The organism is Paraburkholderia hiiakae (assembly GCF_904848665.1).
GTDB classification, from domain to species: domain Bacteria; phylum Pseudomonadota; class Gammaproteobacteria; order Burkholderiales; family Burkholderiaceae; genus Paraburkholderia; species Paraburkholderia hiiakae.
On record NZ_CAJHCQ010000006.1, the window covers coordinates 36,061 to 54,956 of the forward strand.

General features: G+C 60.7%; 15 protein-coding genes. 4 read left to right on the forward strand and 11 right to left on the reverse strand.

Annotated features, from left to right (window positions below; translation table 11 throughout):
- Positions 1-196 precede the first annotated feature (196 nt).
- Positions 197-1,831 (reverse strand): esterase/lipase family protein, encoded by a 1,635-nt coding sequence (locus JMY28_RS13295; RefSeq protein ID WP_201696406.1) that lies wholly within the window; start codon positions 1,829-1,831, stop codon positions 197-199.
- Between the two features lie 1,592 nt (positions 1,832-3,423).
- Here JMY28_RS13295 and JMY28_RS13300 point away from each other — a divergent pair.
- Together JMY28_RS13300 and JMY28_RS13305 are read left to right on the forward strand one after the other, a co-directional pair.
- Positions 3,424-3,867, forward strand: a complete 444-nt coding sequence (locus JMY28_RS13300; protein WP_201696407.1) for a MerR family transcriptional regulator — start codon at positions 3,424-3,426, stop codon at positions 3,865-3,867.
- Entirely contained in the window at positions 3,797-4,192 is a 396-nt protein-coding gene (locus tag JMY28_RS13305) for a carboxymuconolactone decarboxylase family protein (protein ID WP_201696408.1), read from the forward strand. Before JMY28_RS13300 ends, JMY28_RS13305 begins: the two co-directional genes overlap by 71 nt.
- Positions 4,193-4,246: 54 nt before the next feature.
- On the opposite strand, the gene JMY28_RS13310 is transcribed toward JMY28_RS13305, so the two are convergent.
- The 10 genes from JMY28_RS13310 to JMY28_RS13355 form a co-directional block, all read right to left on the reverse strand.
- On the reverse strand, positions 4,247-5,887 hold the full coding sequence (locus tag JMY28_RS13310) for an OprD family outer membrane porin (protein ID WP_236596843.1): 1,641 nt from the start codon (positions 5,885-5,887) through the stop codon (positions 4,247-4,249).
- Positions 5,888-5,979: 92 nt separating this feature from the next.
- Complete coding sequence (locus JMY28_RS13315) at positions 5,980-6,981, reverse strand: ABC transporter ATP-binding protein (protein ID WP_201696662.1); 1,002 nt, start codon at positions 6,979-6,981, stop codon at positions 5,980-5,982.
- Positions 6,982-7,028: 47 nt separating this feature from the next.
- Positions 7,029-8,030 (reverse strand): ABC transporter ATP-binding protein, encoded by a 1,002-nt coding sequence (locus JMY28_RS13320; protein WP_201696409.1) that lies wholly within the window; start codon positions 8,028-8,030, stop codon positions 7,029-7,031.
- A gap of 1 nt (position 8,031) precedes the next feature.
- The gene (locus JMY28_RS13325) at positions 8,032-8,916 is read right to left on the reverse strand and encodes an ABC transporter permease (protein ID WP_236596844.1); all 885 of its coding nucleotides are present in this window, start codon (positions 8,914-8,916) and stop codon (positions 8,032-8,034) included.
- A 16-nt stretch (positions 8,917-8,932) separates the two neighbouring features.
- Complete coding sequence (locus JMY28_RS13330) at positions 8,933-9,871, reverse strand: ABC transporter permease subunit (protein WP_201696411.1); 939 nt, start codon at positions 9,869-9,871, stop codon at positions 8,933-8,935.
- A 16-nt stretch (positions 9,872-9,887) separates the two neighbouring features.
- Positions 9,888-11,504, reverse strand: coding sequence for a peptide ABC transporter substrate-binding protein (locus tag JMY28_RS13335; RefSeq protein WP_201696412.1), 1,617 nt, complete (start codon positions 11,502-11,504; stop codon positions 9,888-9,890).
- A 515-nt stretch (positions 11,505-12,019) separates the two neighbouring features.
- Positions 12,020-13,084, reverse strand: a complete 1,065-nt coding sequence (locus JMY28_RS13340) for an ABC transporter substrate-binding protein (RefSeq protein ID WP_201696413.1) — start codon at positions 13,082-13,084, stop codon at positions 12,020-12,022.
- Positions 13,081-13,878: an ABC transporter permease gene (locus tag JMY28_RS13345; protein ID WP_201696414.1), complete on the reverse strand. Its 798-nt coding sequence runs from the start codon at positions 13,876-13,878 to the stop codon at positions 13,081-13,083. The genes JMY28_RS13340 and JMY28_RS13345 overlap by 4 nt, the downstream gene beginning before the upstream one ends.
- The gene (locus tag JMY28_RS13350; protein ID WP_201696415.1) at positions 13,875-14,645 is read right to left on the reverse strand and encodes an ABC transporter ATP-binding protein; all 771 of its coding nucleotides are present in this window, start codon (positions 14,643-14,645) and stop codon (positions 13,875-13,877) included. Before JMY28_RS13350 ends, JMY28_RS13345 begins: the two co-directional genes overlap by 4 nt.
- Before the next feature lie 515 nt (positions 14,646-15,160).
- Positions 15,161-16,018: a PA4780 family RIO1-like protein kinase gene (locus JMY28_RS13355; RefSeq protein WP_201696663.1), complete on the reverse strand. Its 858-nt coding sequence runs from the start codon at positions 16,016-16,018 to the stop codon at positions 15,161-15,163.
- Positions 16,019-16,427: 409 nt separating this feature from the next.
- On the opposite strand from JMY28_RS13355, the gene JMY28_RS13360 reads away from it, so the two are divergent.
- Positions 16,428-16,958 (forward strand): autotransporter outer membrane beta-barrel domain-containing protein, encoded by a 531-nt coding sequence (locus JMY28_RS13360; RefSeq protein ID WP_407945505.1) that lies wholly within the window; start codon positions 16,428-16,430, stop codon positions 16,956-16,958.
- 159 nt (positions 16,959-17,117) lie between these two features.
- Positions 17,118-18,857, forward strand: a complete 1,740-nt coding sequence (locus tag JMY28_RS13365) for a LuxR C-terminal-related transcriptional regulator (RefSeq protein ID WP_201696416.1) — start codon at positions 17,118-17,120, stop codon at positions 18,855-18,857.
- Positions 18,858-18,896: the final 39 nt, after the last annotated feature.

Below are 18,896 nucleotides of genomic sequence, written 5' to 3' on the forward strand. Positions count from 1 at the left end.
TGAAATACGATTGCGAACCCTATAAATCGCATTTAATTCGAATTGATATTCAAGTTTTAAATTTTGGCATGGATATTTTCTTAACAGAAGGGCGGGCTTCGTTGTGGTGCTTGGATTTTCATATCGTGCATAAGCTTTACGCCGATTGCGAGAATCACATCGAATATCAAATCTATATTTGATGATCGGAAAATTTTCATATTACATCGAGTAACACGTAGAGAATGATCGTCACCACTAACGTCGACAGCACAATCTTTCCGAAGTGGCGCTTATTGCGCCTGAAAGCGAACCCACCAGCCACGGCCAGCATAACCAGTGCGAACCAAACCATGTAAGGGGTCACATTTGAGAAAAATCGCATTGCGCCTAGTTCGTGTAGTACGGTCTCACCCGCGGCGAAATCCTCCCCCGTTTCGGCGAAGTTGAGCAGGTGACGAAGGTTATCGTCGTCGCGTAGTGATTCCCCATGCCCCCCTTGATACCAGCCCACGTCGACGACCTGCCCCGGTTGCATCGCAGTCGGAGCGCCAAAACCGAGAACTCCTGCAGGTCCCACGTCAGTGAATCCGATCGCCCGGAGAGCTGGACACAATATTCCCACCGCCCAGTCTCGCGAAGCCATTTCGTAGCGCATCGCCTTGACCTGGCCACGATCAAAAATCTTCTTCCAATCGAAGTCGACAGGAAGAACTGGTGCCGCGAGGACCACGTTTTTAAATTTCATCGACGGTGTCGAAAGTAGACTCTGCGCAAGCAGGTACGTACCGTTGCTATGACCGATGAAATCGAAAGTGGTCATCGGATTCTGAGCTAGAAGTTCTGCATAGCGGTCTCGAAACTCGGGAAGGGGCTTACGTCGCAAGGGACGAATTGCAAAATGCGCCGCCGAAAAATAACCATACTCAATCTCGGCGATATTCTCATGCCCATATGTCGATTGGGCATCGGATGCTAGCTCTGAAACCCATGCAGAATTTGAAGAGTCACGGATTCCTCGAACGATGAATAAGACCCGACGTGGAACATATGTTTTCAAAGTAGGTTTGCTGTTTTCAAAAAGTGCGTCACGGAATTTCTCCCAGCGGGCATCGCCAGTCGTCGTGTAAGGCGGGTCAAGCTGTTGTAAATTTCGATGATTCGCACCTTGTATTCGAATCAACACTGGTCCACTAAATGCCTCAAGATCGGAGTTATCACTTTCCGTTACCACAGAATCTTGAGTCCCCCAGAACTGTGTCACCTTGGGAATGATGACACTCGGATTGTGGATCGATGAGGATTGAAGCTCGCCGAAATATCGAATCCAGGCGATTCGAGTATCGGCAATAAAATCGGACCCGACCTGGAAGTCTTCGACTATCAGATGGGGGTGAGGAAAAGTTCTCGCAAGCCATGTAACGGGGCCGTACCACCTGCCAAAATTTTTCCCGCTGACGCCCCTGTTCACCGACGAAAAAAGGAGTATGCGGTCCACCTTCTCAGTCCATGGATGAGGAGCTGCCGGCAATCCTGGCATAGCGCCGGCGCCGATCAGATAGGCGTGTCTGAGGAGCATTCCACCGATGCTGTGCCCTATAAGGGTCACTGATTGATATTGCGGCGCTTGCGCCCATTGATCTATACAAGCGGAAATGTCCTTGGCTACATTTCGAGCACTCCCCTTTGTGGCGTAAGTGATGTCATGGCGATATACGAGCCACGCGATCTGTTTATGTTGGGGGTCACGTTCCAGCCTTCTCAAAAACGATTGCCACTCTTCGGGACCCTGTGTCGTCGCTGGCACAACCACAACGAGCCTTGTCGGAATGTCGCCAAGCTTTGTCGGCATTGGGCAAGGATCTGCATTTACATTCCTAGTGCAAAGCATCGGTATAAGGAATACGAGCAGGCAAAAAAACCGCATCATATGATGAGTCGGAAAGTTCCTTATCATCTTGTGGCCGCTCTGCGCAGTCTGCATAGGATTCTCCCAATTGATCTCGGTCGAGCACAGGGGATCCACGTGGCTCGCTGTTACTGAGCCGCTCCGATATCGGACGTTTTAACTAGTTCTCATGCTTACACCGCACAAGATCTCATGTAAATCTGCCTATATCTGCGGGAAATATTCCGGCATTGATACTTCTGTCACTACTCAGGCACACCTGCTGACGGACAGTAAGTTAAAGACATCTCTGATCATAATTTCCTGATAGATGGCAGATTAAAGCAAAGCGAAGATTGACAGGATCACGATCCGTACTTGAAATAAAAGGTAGGACAAAATTGCGGAAATTGGATACTGGGAAAGTACCGAGATGATCACCAAATCGAATGTGGGCTATCGAACCGACAAAAGATGTCATAGATGCGTTAAACCGATAATCGGCCAAAATCCGCGCAGTAGGCTAGGCGATGATGCCCCTTGAGGTGCAGACGAGAGCCGCGCGTCGGACGCGCGCTCGGCTGGGCAGTCGTTCCGGCAACTTAAGCATCAGTCTTCGATCGGTGCAGCCCGCACGGTTGCGCTTTGACTTTGTCAGGATGCAAGAATGAGTTGGCACCGAACCAGCCGTTTCGCGGGGAATCATGAGGCGTGTCCAATGTCAACGCAATTCGACGAAATCGACATAGTTGATGGGAGTTGAGGTATCGGCAAGGGCCACGTGCGATTGATCGTTACGCCCGATCAAGAAACTGTCCGCCTATCAAGTGTCGAACGGGCCGAACTGGGTCGAGAGTACTCATCCTCAGAAGGCGACACCTGACATCCGCGGTCGCGAAGGTCCGTATGGCAGAAAGGCGATATGAAGCTGCCTCACATACGCTGCTCCCCGAATGTCTGCTACGGCCGATTTGTGTGCGTAGCTCGTCCGTCAGGTTATGGAGAATTACGGCCGTTGCAGCGGCAGGCTTCCCCGCTCGCTTACCGGCGGGTTCTGGCCCGCTCCTGAACTGCGAGAGCGTAGACCACGGCGTCATCAAGCTGGATGCCGGACGGCCGAACGGGGCAGGGCGACGGTCGAGTTCGAGGCGGCCTCGTGTCGTGACCTCGACGGTGGTCAAAGCGTGGCAGGTTGCCCGTGATAAGGGGCGTTATCACGTTAGTTTGTTCACTCGTTTCCGCCTTCTGAATTCCGTAGCGGTAGGCGTAGATAGTTCGATCAGGGGTATATTGCTTTTGTGGTGACGTGAATTGCGTGCCTAGATGGCGCTGATTTTCTGGAAAAACATGGATGACCACAATTGATCGAATGCAATAGAACCCCTTCATTTTCGTTTCGTTTTTTCGGTTCTATTGCCTGCCGCCCGACGATATTTTCCGAGTCTATTGCGAATTTTTTCAGGTCTATTGTGCAGGGACATTCGCCCGCGCAAAAAAAGCTTGACCTGGAGTGCACTCGAAGTCCCACCATTCAGAACGTCGATGAGGAGAAGCGCATGAAGATTGGCGAACTGGCGGCGCTCACGGGCCTATCGGCCCACACGATCCGCTACTACGAGCGCATCGGGTTGATTCCCTATGCGGTGCGCGACGAAGCGGGCCAGCGCGCTTACGAGCGCTCGGTGCTCGACTGGATCGAGTTCCTCGGTCGCCTGAAGACCACGGGCATGCCGATCCAGGGCATGTTGCGCTACGCGCAACTGCGCGCGGCGGGTGAGTCAACCGAGTGCGAGCGCCGCGAGTTGCTGGCGGCGCATCGCGAAGCGGTGCGTGCGCAAGTGGCCGAGCTCAAGGCGTGTCTTCTCGTCCTCGACAAAAAGATCGAAGGTTATTCCCACGCCATGCAAAGGAACGAGAATGCACGAAACAATGAATCAGGTCAGCGCCGCCCAGCAGGAAAGCCGCCTCGCAAGAGGCAAGCGCATGCTCTCGGCGATTGACGGCAGCGGCGGCGAGCACGTGATCGACTCGCTCGCCGATATCGCGCCGGATTTCGCGCAGTATCTGCTGGAATTTCCATTTGGCGACATCTACGCGCGGCCCGGTCTCGACCTTCGCTCGCGGGAGATCGCCACCATCGCGGCGCTCACGGCCATTGGCCACGCGCAGCCGCAGCTCAAGGTCCATATTGCCGCGGGCCTGAACGTGGGGCTCACGCGTGAAGAGATCGTCGAGACGATCATGCAGATGGCCGTGTACGCGGGCTTTCCAGCGGCGCTCAACGGCCTCTTCGCCGCGCGCGAGGTGTTCGCCCGCGAGGCTTGAGGCGCACGACGCACGCGGCGGCGGCCCGCGCCGCCGCGTCACGGCCGCGGCGCTTCAGAACAGCTTCAACGGCATGTTGATGACGAGCCGGTATTCCTGGTTACTCGGGTCGGAGTAGTACTTCGAGGCGTGATGCCACATGGCGATGAAGGTGATCTTCGTGTCCTTGAAGCGCCCGCTTTGCAGCGTATAGCTCGGAATGAAGCCAAACTCGTGGTGCGAGCCGTGCACGGGCTGCCCGTTCCTCCAGTAGAGGTTATAGAACGGGCTCGCGGGCGTGGGGTTGGCGGCTGCCCCCGCCGACGCATTGGCGCCCCAGCCGAGTGCATACCAGAGCATGGCTTTCGCGCCCGGCAGGCCCGCATAGGCGCCGTCGAAACCATAGCGGACCTGAAACGACTGTTCATGCGGCGCGTTGTAGTCCACGTCCATCGAGTTGACGAGATAGTCGCCTGCCGTCTCGTTCACATAGTCGTAGAACTGGTCGCCGAGAATCTGCTGGTAGCCGAGCAGGAGCGAATGCGGGCCGTGCTGTGCGGCAAGCGAAAGACTGTACGCGTTGCTGTCGATGGGGCCCTGCATCGCGCTGCCCTGATCGTGCGTCGAGTAGATGTTGAAGAAGCCGGTCCACTTGATCGTCGAGGGGTCGCCGTAGCTCTGCTGCAAGGAGGCGTAGTACTGGCGCCAGACGTCGTCGGCCTGGTTGGCGAAAAGCGAGAGGCTCCCGTTCTTGCTGTAGTCCCAGCTGCCGCCCAGGTAGCTGAAGCGCTTGAATTTCACGCCGCCGTACGAGGTCGAGAGATCGACGAGATTGGTGTGGCCGCGCGGATTGACCTTCGTGAAACTGCCCGCCTGGAGCACCGCGTCGGACAGGTCCTTGCTGACGAGCGAGACGCCAAGGAAGGTAGGCGGCAGCGCGCGGTTGTCGTGCGGCTCGAAGAACGGGTTGTCCGAGACCATTTGCAGGCCGTACTTCGCGACCGTATCGGAAATACGGGCCTTGACGTCCCAGATGCCGGGGTAGGCCCACGCAAGCTGGTTCGAGCCGCCGCCGTCCTTGCCCACGTGCACCATGTTGCCCGCGCCCTGTCCGCCGTCGAGTTTCAGCGCGCCGTAGAGCGACGCGTCGAGGCCGAGACCCACGAGGCCCTGCGTATAGCCCGAGGTGTAGTCGAGCATCGCGCCCTGCACCCACGCATGGCGATGCGGGCCGCCTTCGTTGTCGAAGTGGTCGAGGTAGTTGCGAAGGTTGAGGGTGAGGCTGCTATCCGCTATGAAGCCCTTGCTTTGCGCCTGGCTCGACTGCGGCTGCTTTGGGTTGTCGGCCCGCACGGTTTGGTCGGCGTGCTGATCCGGCGAGCCGGATGCGAGGCGGTCGACCGCGTTGGGCTCCACGAGCGGGTCGACGCGCGGCGCGTGCATTTGCACGGCGGCTGAAGGTTGTCCCGCCTGGGTTGCAGCCTGCGCGTTCGCAGCCGCGGTGCTTCTGGCCGATTTGCGGCGCGCCTTGTGTCGGGTCTTTTTCGGTATGACTGGGGCGGCTTGCTGGGCCTGCACCTGCGCAGCGGGTTGCCCGGACTGTGTGTTCTGCTGAACACTTGTGGTTTGCGCAGCCGCTGCGAGGCTCAGCGGCAGGGCGAACGCGAATAGCGCGAGCCGCGCGCCGCTGCTCCTGTTTCTTCGTTCTCTTTTCATCGTGTCTTCCTCCATGTGTTTTTCGTACATTCGCAATCAATCAGGAATGCGAAGCGGTTGTGACACCCGCTGGCGCGTGCGAAGCGGGTATTTCAGGCGGCAATGGAGTCGTCGGCCGCGCGCGGGTGCCAGCAGGCGACGATCGAACCGCCAAGGCCGATGGCGGCCGGTTCAGGCGCCGCCGCGGCGCACTGGGTAGAGGCCTTCGGGCAGCGCGTGCGGAATGCGCAGCCTGAAGGCGGATTGAGCGGCGAAGGAATCTCGCCGCGTAGCAGCGACGCATGACGCTCGCGCGCCGGGTCGGCCACCGGTACGGCGTCGAGGAGGGCGCGCGTGTAGGGATGCGCGGGTGCGTCGTACACGGCCTGGCGCGTGCCGAGTTCCATGACGCGACCGAGGTACATGACCATGACGCGATGGCTGAGCGTTTTGACCACGGCGAGGTCGTGGCCGACGAAAAGCAGCGAGAGCGCGAGGTCGCGTTGCAGGTCGCGCAGCAGGTTGACGATCTGTGCCTGAATGGAGACGTCGAGCGCGGAAACCGGTTCGTCGCAGATCACGAGCGCGGGCTCGCCGACCAACGCGCGCGCGATGCCCACACGCTGGCACTGACCGCCCGAGAACTCGTGCGCGCGGCGCTCGAGATGACGCGCGTTCAGGCCTACACGCTCGAGCATCGTGAGCACACGGCGCGCGATTTCCTTGCGGCCCAGGTGCGGCGCGTGCGTGCGCAACGGTTCGGCCACGATCTCGCCGATCGACATGCGCGGATCGAGCGAAGCGAGCGGATCCTGGAAGATCATCTGAACGCCTCGACGCAGCGCGCCGAGGCGCCGTTGCGTCCCGAAAACGGTTTCTTCGCCTTGCCAGGTCACGCTGCCCGAAGCGACGGGCGATAGGCCGATCACGGCGCGCGCGAGCGTTGACTTGCCGCAGCCCGATTCGCCCACGAGCCCGAGCGTTTCGCCGCGGCGCACATCGAACGAAATACCGTTCACGGCGTGCAGTTGCGATTTCTGCCACGGCCACGGGCCGCGTGCGACGCGAAAATCCACGGCGAGGTCGCGCACACGCAGGAGCGTGTCGTCAGGCATGCCAGGCGCTTTCGTCTGCGCATTTGTGTGCGCTTTTGTGTGATTCGTCATGCACTGGCTTCCAGTTCGACGCTATCGCTGATGGGTAGATGACACGCCCGCGAACGCAAGTGTGGCGGCGCACCGATGGATTCGAGCGGCGGCATCTGCGTGTGGCATCGCTCCAGCGCCGCCGCGCAGCGGGGCGCAAATGCGCAGCCGGCGCCACCGCTGCCGGGCAAGGGCGGATTGCCTGGGATCGTGCGCAACGGCGCGCCGCCTGGTGCATCGAGGCGCGGCCGCGCGCCCAGCAGTCCGGCGGTGTATGGATGCAGCGGATGCACGAACAAATTGCGCGCGCTTGCCTTCTCCACCGTGCGGCCCGCGTACATCACCATGACGTCGTCGCAAAGCTCGGCCACCACGCCCATGTCGTGCGTGATGAGCAGGATGGCCGTGCCGTGATCGCGATTCATCTCGCGCAGCAGCGCCATGATCTGCGCCTGAACGGTGACGTCGAGCGCCGTGGTCGGCTCGTCGGCGATCAGCACATCGGGCTCCATCATCAGCGCCGCGGCGATCAACACGCGCTGGCGCATGCCGCCCGAGAACTCGTGCGGATACATGCCGATGCGCCGCACCGCGTCGGGAATGCGCACGCGTTCGAGCGCCTCGATCGCGCGCCGGCGCGCCGCGCGCCGCGTAAGCTTGCGGTGTAATTGCAACGCTTCGGTCATTTGCCGTTCGATGGTGAGGAACGGGTTCAGCGAGGTCATCGGGTCCTGGAAGATGATGGCGACGCGGTCACCGCGAATGCGGTTGAGCGCGCGGGGCTTCATGGCAAGCAGATTCTCGCCGCACAGGCGTGCGTGACCGGTGGCGCGCCCATTCGAAGCGAGCAACCCCAGCAGCCCCATGACGGTTTGACTTTTGCCGGACCCCGATTCGCCGACGATACCGAGCGTGCCGCCGGCATCGAGCGAAAACGACACGTCGTGCACGACCTTCACGGGCGGTCCGTCGCGGCGTTCGAAACGCACGCTCAGGTCCTGGACTTCGAGCAGGGCCATGTCAGCGCTCCCGTGGGTCGAGTGCGTCGCGCAGACCGTCGCCGACGAAGTTCACGCAGTAAAGCGTCGTGCAGAGCAGCACAGCGGGGCAGAGCAGCAGCCACGGCATGGCATCGAGCTTTTGCGCACCGTCCTGGATCAGCACGCCCCAGCTCGTCATGGGTTCCTGGACGCCAAGGCCGAGGAACGACAATACGGACTCCGTAAGAATAATCGCCGGCACGGTAACGGTGGCGTAGACGGCGACGATGCCCGCGAGATTCGGCACGATATGGCGCGCGATGATCGCCGCGGGTCGCACGCCGATGGCGCGCGCCGCGTCGACGAATTCGCGCGAGCGTAGCGAGAGTGTTTGCCCGCGCACCACGCGTGCCATGTCGAGCCACGAAAACGCGCTGATGGTGAGCACGACGAGCGAGAACGCGCGCCCGAACAGCGTGACCATGAGAATGGCGATCAGCATGTAGGGGATCGCGTACATCATGTCGACGACGCGCATCATGACGGCGTCCACGCGGCCGCCCAGATAGCCGGCCGTTGCGCCGTAGATCACGCCGACCAGCGCGGAAACGAAGGTGCCGAGCAGCCCCACCTCGAGCGAGACGCGGCCGCCGACCAGCGTGCGCGCCAGCAAGTCGCGGCCCAGTTCGTCGGTGCCGAACCAGTGACCGCCCTGGAGCGTAGGAGCGAGGCTGATCGCGCTCCAGTCGCTGTCGATGGGCGAATTGAGCAGGAACAGGGGGCCCGCGAAGCAGGCCAGCGCGATGAGGGCGAGCATGACGACGCTTGCGAGCGCCGCACGGTGCCGCGCGAAGCGCGCCAGCGCGGGCGGCATGCGCCGCTTCTGCGCGGTGGCGGCTGGCGCGATGAGACCAGGTGCGTTCATGGTGGCAAGGCCTTCGTTAGTAACGGATGCGCGGATCGAGCCACGCATAGGCGAGGTCGACGAGCAGATTGAAGAGCACGGCGCAGACCGTGGTGAGGACGACCAGGCCGAGCACGAGCGTGTAGTCGCGGTTGACCGCGCCGTTCACCACCAGTTGACCGAGCCCAGGGAGCGCAAAAACCGATTCGGTGACGACGGCCGCCGTGATCGACGAAATGCATACAGGGCCAAGCAACGAGACGACGGGCATGAGCGCGGGGCGCAGGGCGTGGCGCAACACGATGGTGCGCGCGGGCAAGCCCTTGGCGCGCGCCGTGCGGATGAAGTTGCCGGAGAGCACCTCAATCAGGCTGCCGCGCATGACGCGCGCGATCGCGGCCATGTTGATGATGACGAGCAGCGCGACGGGCAGCACACGGTGACGCCAGTCGCCTTCGCCCCAACCGCCTGCGGGAAAGAGGCCGTTGCCGTCTGGCGATTTGAGCAGGATAGCGAAGCCAAGCACGAGTACCGGACCGAGCACGAACGGTGGCAACACGTTGCCGAGATTGCCAAGCGACATCACGGCGTGGTCGATCGCGCTGTTGCGGCGCACGGCGGCGAGGGTGCCAAGCGCGACGCCCAGCAGTACCGCGAGCGGAATGGAGAGGCCACCGATGCCGAGGCTCACTGGCGCGGCCTTCTTCACGAGCTCGTTGACCGACCAGTCGGCGTAGCGGAACGAACTGCCGAGGTCGCCGTGCAGCAGCGCGCCGAGATAGCGGATGTACTGCTGCCATAGCGGCTCGTCGAGGTGATAGCGCGCGTTGAGATTGGCCATGACCGCGGCGGAGAGACGCTTGTCGGTGTCGAACGGACCACCGGGCGTGAGATGCAGCAGCAGAAAGCAGGCGGTGATGACCGCGAGCACGGTCGGCACCGACCACAGCACGCGGCGCAGGGTGTAGGCGAGCATGGGGTAGCGTCCCGCGTTAGTGCTTCAGGATGTACATGTCCTGGGTGGCGCGCTCATCGATGTAATTCGTGAGCGAATAGCCGCCAACGAATGGCTTGACGAGCCGGGCGGCCGAATACTGGAACATGGGCAGCAGCGGGTAGTCGTTCATCGTCAACGCGAACGCCTGCGTGAGCATTGCCTGGCGCTTTGCCTCGTCGCTCTGGAGGTTGGCTTCGACGGCCGTGGTGTCCGCTTTTGTGTTGCAGTTGCGCTGATCGTTTTGCGGACTGTTGCACTGCACGAGGCTGTAATACGTCATCGCGTCGTTATAGTCGGCGAACCAGCCGTTGCGCGCGACCTGATACGTGCCGTCGTGGCGCTGCTTGAGCAGCACCTTGAATTCCAGGTTGTCGAGCTTCGTGTTGACCCCCAGCTTGGTGCGCCATTCGCTCGCAGCGAAGAGCGCGACCTTCTTGTGGAGATCGTTGGTGTTGTAGGTGAGCGTGATCGTTAGCGGCTTCGCATCGGAAACGCCTGACGCCTTGAGCAGCGTGCGCGCTGTGTCTATCCGCCTGGCCATCGGCCATGAAGCCCAGTCCGGCGTGAATTGATCTGCGCCTTTGGTGCCCTTGACGATCAGTCCGTAAGCGGGCGATTCGCCGCTTTGGGTGATCTTCGAGGTCAGCAGGTTGCGATCGATCACCATCGAAAGCGCTTGACGTACACGCGGGTCACGGAGCGCCGGATCGGCGTTGTTCAGTGAGTAATAGTAAGTCGCGATACGCAAGCCGGCCTTGATGTCGGCGCCCATCGTTCTGGAAATCTGCGCGTATTGTCCGGAGGGAATCGTGAAGGTCATGTCGATCTGGCCAGCCTGGTACATTCGCATGGCGGTTTCGTCGCTTTCGATCGGCAACCAGGTAACCTTCGCGATAGCAACATGGGCCGCATTCCAGTAGCGCGGGTTCTTCGTGAGGACGATACGGTTGTTCGGCTGCCAGTCGGCGAGGACGTAGGGTCCGTTTCCTACGAGGTTGCCGGGACGCGTCCACGAGACGCCGAACTTCGCGACCGTCGCACGATCGACGGGCGCCATTGATGAATTGGCGAACAGTTCGGTGAGAAATGGCGTGGGCGCTTCTGTCTTCACCTCTAACGTGTAGGGATCGATGGCGCGCACGCCAAGTGCGGTGGTCGGCTGCTTGCCCGCAATCACCGCCTTCGCGTTCTTCAGAAATTCGACGGCGATGGTATAAGGCGATGCGGTTTTCGGGTCCGCGATGCGCCGCCAGGCATAGACGAAATCGGCGGCCGTGACGGGGCGGCCGTCGCTCCATTTTGCGTCTCGACGTAGTTTGAATACCCATGTATCGGGGGCGGGGCGCGTCCAGGACTCTGCCACGCCTGGCACGACAGTCCCCGCTGCGTCGAGGCGTGTCAGACCTTCGTAGAGATCAAGGCCGATGAGATTGGCCGAATACGATTCGATGTAGGCAGGATCTAGCGATTCGACCTCGGATTGATTTTGCCGCGTCATCTCCTGCTTTGCCGCGAGCGCGGTGCCCGGAGGAATCGTGACGGCTTGAACCTGAGCGGACTGGGCGAGCGCGAACACGGTGAGCGTCGCGGCGAAGAGAATTGAACGCGTCATTGGGTCTCCTGATTAATGATCGTTTTGCGATACTGGATCGCAGGGCACGGACAGCTACGCAGTGACGATTGAGCCTGTGCCTGACGTGGCGACTATTAGCCTGATGGGCGAGTCGGGGGCGATTATTGGAAGTGGCGCTTGGCTTGTCAATCGGTACGGATGCGCCCGGAGATTCGGACTCGTCCTATGGCGAAGGGCGTTGGGCGCGAGCTGATTTTTCAGCGCAAGAATAAGCCGTTGAAAATGCAATCAATATTTTCAGCGTCTAAAGGAAGGAGTGTTCAGACGAACGTCGTGCGAGCGTGAGGCGCGCGGCGCGGGGCCTCGGCTGCCGAGCAAGAGCTTTGCGTTCAATCAATATGGGTTATGCGTCACGAAGGACGTGCCCGGCCGACTGCGGGTCCGGGTGGCGATTGCGTTCATCGCGCCGCCAAGGCCCTGTCCGCGATCACGTTAGCCTGGAGCGCGTGTGTCACCTCGGCACGTCCCTGCCATTGCGAGGGCGTGCGCGTTGGTCATTTCTGCTTCCAGGCTTTCGCCATTGCGATGATATCGGCGGAATTGAATCCGTTGATCTCGTCGATGAGATCATTCGTGATCAGCTCGTTCGCTGCGACCTTCACTTTGGTCACCCCCCACTTCTGCATGAAGGCGACATAGGCTGAATAGTTCGTCTCGGAACTCTCCCCCCATCTCGCCACGCCCGCCTTTTCGAGCTTCATGTTCGCGAGGCGCGCCTCGAGTGTCCGCACGCTCTCACGCAGCGCTGTTGCCTCATCCAACCCCGTTGGCCTGGTTTCGGGATAGACCTCCCACAGGATTCGGATCGCGGCTTCCGGATTGGCGATGGCAAACACGGTTCCCTTGGCAAATCCGCGGGCGAGGGCCGCGGCCTGCTTGCGGTTGGTCTGTAGCGTTTCTTCGAGTGCAAGGAAGCCATTCGACGGAAATCGATCGAACTCCTTCGACGCAAGCAGCCTAAGCTTGATGCCTGCGTTCTCGACGACCGCATATTGGATGTCGTACTGGCTCAGGGCATCGACCTGGCCAGCGCGCAGAAGCGTGACCGTTTGTGCACCTTCGCCGGTGACGACCACGTGAATGTCGGTGTCCGGGTTGAGCCCGACCTCATCCGCGAGCGCGCGCGCGATGATGACGCCCGCTGAACTCATCGAGATGACGCCGATCGACTTGTCCTTCAGATCAGCGAGCTTGGTGATTCCACTCGCTTGTGGCACAGCGATGCCGTAGATGTTGCCCTGGTACGCGGTGTAAAAGATCTTTGCCTTCACGCCCTGCGACCGGATGATGGCGAGGGGTTCGACCGAAGGCAGCGAGTAGGGCAGTTCCCTCGTCGCGACAAGCTTGACGCAATCGGTCGAACCGCCGACCGGCACAAGCTCGACCTTGATGCCGTCCCGCTCAAACCAGCCCAGTTTCATCGCAACGGCGAAGGGCGCTGCACCGACGCTGATCGTACGCACGCACCAGCCTACCCGCACGGGCGTCTGGGCCGAGGTGTCAATTGCGGCCGTGCCGAGTAGCAGGGTCGCGACAACAAACTGGCAAAAGAGCTTCATTTATATGCCCCTTCACTTGGAACGTCAGGGAGCGCTTCCGGTGACGTGTCCCAAAAGAGCAGGCGCCTCCGGACCAGCACAATGATCGTGTTCAGGAACAGTCCGAGCAGCGACAGGATGACGAGCACCGAAAACTGCCCTGCGACGTCCATCGTGTAGGTCATGCCCATGATCAGCACGCCCAGACCCTTCTGCGCGCCAACGAATTCGGCCACGATCGCGCCAATGAGCGAGAGCATCATGGCGATCTCGAAGCCCGCAAAGAGGTAGGGCATCGCGCTCGGCATCCGCAGCATCGTGAAGATCTGCAACTCCGAAGCGTCGAGAGAGCGCATCAGGGCGATGCGATCCTCGTCGGCGGACCTCAGACCTGCGATCGTGTTGACCATCAGCGGGAAAAAGGCGGTGAGCGATGCCTGCGCGACCTTCGAGCCGAGCCCCAGACCGAACCAGATGATAACGAGAGGCGCAAGCGCCACCTTCGGCATCGCCTGGAACATGAGAATGAAAGGGTAGAGAAAATACTCGCAGCGACGGCTCAGCGCGACGAGCGTGCCGAGTACGAGCGCCACGACCGAGCCCACCGCGAAGCCGAGAAGGGTCTCGACGAGCGTGGTCCACAGATGCCGCACGTAGAGGGTGGATGCGAGTCCGCGGTAGAGCGCGACCAGAACGCTCGACGGCGCCGGAATGATATAGGCGGGGACGTCAAGGAGACGAACCAACCCCTCCCACGCAGCGAGTATGGCCAGCACGAGAAGCAGACGCAGTATCGATCTGGGAGGAGGTCTCATGCTGCGAAGTCGCTCGCGGTCTTGAAGTAATCCCGGATTCGGGTCACGTACCGCCCGAAGTCGGGCGTCGCCATGACGTCAAGCCGGCGCGGCCGTGCGAGTTCAACCGCGACGTCATCCACGATCTGGCCAGGGCGTGGTGTCATCACGAGTACCCGGTCTGCGAGGAAGATCGCCTCCGGGATCGAATGCGTGATGAACAATACGGTTTCCTTTCGCTCGAGCCAGATCTGCTGTAACTGCAGGTTCATCTGCTCTCGCGTCATTGCATCGAGGGCACCAAATGGTTCGTCCATGAACAGGATGGCGGGGTCGTGAATCAGCGCTCGCACCATCGCCGTGCGCTGTTGCATGCCGCCGGACAGCTCCTTTGGATAGCGTGTTTCGAAACCTTCGAGACCCACCAGAGAAAGCAGGCTCAGCGCGCGGGACATGAGCTTTTCGCGATCAAGATGCTGCACGTCAACGGGAAGCAGCACATTGTCCAGCACGGTCCGCCAGGGAAAGAGGACCGGTGATTGAAAGACGACGCCAACGTCCCGGCGTGGCCCGGTGATCCCGGTGCCGCTGAGACGCGCCTCACCCTCTGACGCGGGAATCAACCCGGTCAGGATCTTGAGGAGCGTGGACTTGCCGCAACCCGAGGGGCCGACGATCGCGACGAATTCCCCCTTTTCGACCTCGAAGCGAATGTCCTGCAAAGCAATCACAGGGCCGGTTCGTGTCCCGTAGACCTTCCTGAGACGATTCACCGCGATGAGCGCCATGACGGTACGAGCTTCGATCGGCGTGCTGCTCAGGTCGGCTCGCGCTTATGAGAGCGGCCGACTGTGCATTGCGTCGGGGTTGCCAGGTAGCGTTTTCGAAGCATCGTCTTCTCTTCGGTCATCCAACGCATGAACGACCCGAGCGACCCTTCGACCTCATAAAGTTTAGGCGATGCAACGGCGCTGATGGCGCTTAATCCGGCGATACACGCGTGAGCATGGATTGAGGAATCTCCCGTGGCTGATTCTCTCCATCAAATGATGGAGGTCGGAGGATTCCTGAGCCTTTCGCCCTGGAAATTAACTCACTGAACGGCTTTGCCGGAGGGCGCCCCTGTTCCCAGGGAGGCGAGCGACATCGATCGACACGATTGCAAGCGTAGTTCTGTTGTTTGAGAGGGATCGGACGTTCGAACGTCCGCGTGAAGGCCTGGGCCAGTGGCCGAAGGTGGCCGAGCGGCGACATCCTCAAAGACCTTCACTTCCGGGCGATCTTCGGGCGACATCGAGCACGGTTACCGGCCTGCGCTCAGTTCCTGCTGTCGCCGCACTCGCGCGTCTTCCTCAAGACGTGTCTCTTCGAGTTCCTGCAGCACGCCATCGAGGTCCACAGGTCGCGTGTCGACTTCGATGCGGCCGGTCAGTTCGGCATCGACATGCAGCCGCCCCGCTTCGAAGAGCGCCCAGATCTCCGTGCCATAACTCGTGGTGAGTATTTGCGGTGCAAACCGTCCGAAGTACGCGGCCAGGTTGTCGACGTCTCGCTTGAGCATCGAGGCAGCGTCGTTGTTGCCGGCTGCGTCGACGGCCTGTGGCAGATCAATGATCACCGGCCCATCCGCTGCCAGCAGGATGTTGTATTCCGATAGGTCGCCGTGAATTACGCCCGCGCAGAGCATGCGGACAACTTGGTTCAGCAGCAGCGCGTGCAGTTCGAGGGCGCGGGCTTCAGTCAGATCGACGTCGTTGAGGCGTGGTGCGACGTCACCCGCCTCGTCGATCACCAACTCCATCAGCAACACGCCGTCGGTACACATAAAGGGTTGCGGCACACGCACACCTGCGTTGGCGAGCCGGAACAGCGCATCCACTTCAGCGTTCTGCCATGACGCTTCCTGCATCTGACGGCCGTAGCGCGTACCCTTTTCCATCGCCCGCGCCTGCCGGCTGTTCTTGACCTTGCGACCGTCACGATACGACGCGGCTTGGCGAAAACTGCGCTGCTTCGCGTCCTTGTAGACCTTGGCGCAACGCGTCGATTCGCCGCTGCGCACGACGTAGACGGTTGCCTCCTTGCCGCTCATCAACTGGCCAATGACTTCGTCGATAAGTCCTTCTTCGAGAAGCGGTGCTAGTCGTTTGGGTATTTTCATACGATCGTCGGCCGCAGCGCGTGGAACGTGCATTCCACGCACGTGGATGATGAATGGCCCGCTGAGGTGTGCGCGACCAGCAAAGCGATGAATCGGGCAGCCGGTGCTGGCGGCCGCAGGCTTGCTGCGTGGGAGATGGATGGAGTCATACCGGATTATAAGGGTGAGCGAGGTGTGAATCGATTGAATGGCTCTTCCTGGCCGATCCCATATGGTCTCAGTCGGCGCTCGCCACCGATCGCGTGTCGCTGAGTCGGCTCCCATTCCCGGAACCAGCCTTGAGCGGTCTTGCGGGCCTCCGCGGCATCAACCTCTCTCCTCAAGTAGCGACGACGGCTACCGATATCCGTTACGGATAGAGCGGTCTTGCGTGAGGCGGTAGCAGTCGCGTTGCGCCATTCACGAGCATATCGGGGACGAACAATCACGCCGCTCCAGAGCGCGCGCGGCCACGGCGCCGACCTTCGATGCCCTGAGCATCGTCAACGCGCACGCCAACACGCTGCGTCTCGCGCAGGCCGACTGCGCGACGGATCTAGCGACCGGCGACAGCTACTCACAGGTCAATGTCTGGGGCCAGGCGTTCGGCGGCCACGCGAGCCAGGATGCACGCGACAACGTCGATGGCTACAGCGCGAACTACGGCGGTCTGCTGATCGGCGCCGACAAGGCGCTCGACGACAGGTGGCGCGTCGGCGGCGTTTTCCAGTACGCGCACACGGCGATCAACAACAGCGACAACACCTCGGGTGACAGCACGGGCGTGAACGGCTACGGCCTGATTGGTTATGCGAGCTTCACGGGCAGCCCGTGGTACGTGAATCTCTCGGGTTCGGCGGCGACCTTCCAGTACTATCCCTTGGCGGATTTGGCCACCGTAGGTGTGTGCTTCATGCTTGGGGGGCAGGCAGAGCCCGATGAATCACCGCCGAGAATCTGAGCCAACAGAACCGAAGCGGTTCACGGCCTGGTCGCAGGCCGTGCGAAAGACCGCCGCCGCTTTATTCCGCTACTATCCTTCCACGAAGCTGTCATTCGTCAGGCACTTCAAGTCTCAGGGAGATCCTCGGCATCGGGTACCGGCTACGGAGGAGGGAAGATGGCAAGGATCATTGTCGCAAGTGGTCGTCCTCTTGAACTCAATGCGTTAGCCGATATGGTTCGCGCGACGGGGCACGAAGTGGTGGGTGAGGCGGATACGGGGCGCAAGGCGCTTCTCTTCATTCGCGATTTGAAGCCCGAACTTGTCATCATTTCGACCGATTTGCCCATGTTCAACGCACCCGACTTCATGAGGCGGATCGGCGCGCTCACGCCAAAAGTGCGAACCCTGCTTTACGGCGACGCGGGCGCGAGTCTGCTTGTGCAAGGAGGTTTCGACACCGGAATGGACGGCTTCGTTGGCCGGCAAGAGAGTGTTGAGAATCTTCGGAGAGCAGTGACCGCTATCCTTACCGGCCATCGCTATTTCCCGCACCGGGAAAATCCGGAACCCATGAGGCGAAAGCCGGAAAACGTCTCAAGCCCGCTTGCCGTGTTGACTGAGCGGGAGATGACTGTCATGGCTTATCTCGCGCGCGGCATGGGCAATAACAAAATCGCAGAAGAACTCGCGCTGAGCCATAAGACCGTGAGCGCACATCGCAGCCGGTTAATGAAAAAGCTCGATGTGGGTTCAATTATTGATCTCGCAGAACTGGCCAGACGCTACGGGCTCATCGATGTACGTGAAGGATCAGGTAGCGACACAGTGCACCCTGCCAATCTTTCCGAGCGCGAATCGAGGTTGCTGCGCAATCTGCTGGATGGGACGCCGATACCGCTACATTTGCGCGACACAGAGGGACGGCTCATGTCGTGCAACCAGGCCTTTCTCGATCTGCATCACATAACGCTAGAGGCCGCGATCGGAACGCGCCTTCACGATCTCACAACCATTGACGCCGCGACCGCGCGCGAACTCGAAGAACGCTATAGCGGCTATGTTGCCGCGGGCAGGCCCGTGACCGCGGATCGGCGGTGGACGCGAAACGGAAAGGAGATATCGACGCACTTCTGGCTGACGCCCTACCGGAACGAGCGGGGCGAATTGCTCGGGATGGTGTGTGGCACGATCGACCTGACCGGCCGGGAGGAACTGAGCAGTCTGCTTTCGCTGCAACGCGACAGCGCTGAGGCGTTGGCGAGCAGCATTGGACATCTGCTCGAGGCGCTTAGTGACGAGCTGACGACGATCAGTGCACATTTGAGAACGCTGAACCGCGAGTTTCGTATCAAGCTCGGCGCGGACAACGACGGGCTCGACAAACAGACCGAGTTTGCTGTCGAGCGAGCGGAACGGATCGCCCACGCCGTCCACGACTTGCGCGCGTTACAGGATGGCTCACTCGTGCTCATTTACGCAAAGGTCTCGCCGAGTGCCGTCGTGCGCGATGTTCTCGATGCCGTGCAGCCTGCTGCGCTGGCGCGCCACTGTGCCCTGACTTTGAGTTCGTCGGTGGATGCCGACGCGCCGGTGCAACTCGATATGGAGCGATTTTCTAAAGCCTTGTATCTACTGATCGTGCGTCAGCTGGTCCCTTGTTCGGGCGGCAAAATTGACGTTGCGGTTGACGTGCGTGACTCGACGCCGGGTTCACGCCGCCTGACGCTCGAAATCAGGCAAGCGCACACCGAAGGTTCGCCGGTTCGCCTGGAGGCAATTCACGAGGCGGGCGCCCAGCTTGCCTGGCTGCTTTGCCGCAGATATGTCGAGTTCATGCGCGGCTCGCTGACGATGGACGATTCGAAACATGGTGGTACGCGCGTTACGATGAGCCTACTCGTATCCGCGGCGTGAGACCGTAGCGCAAACCACGGGGGCCGTCGGACGCCCCTT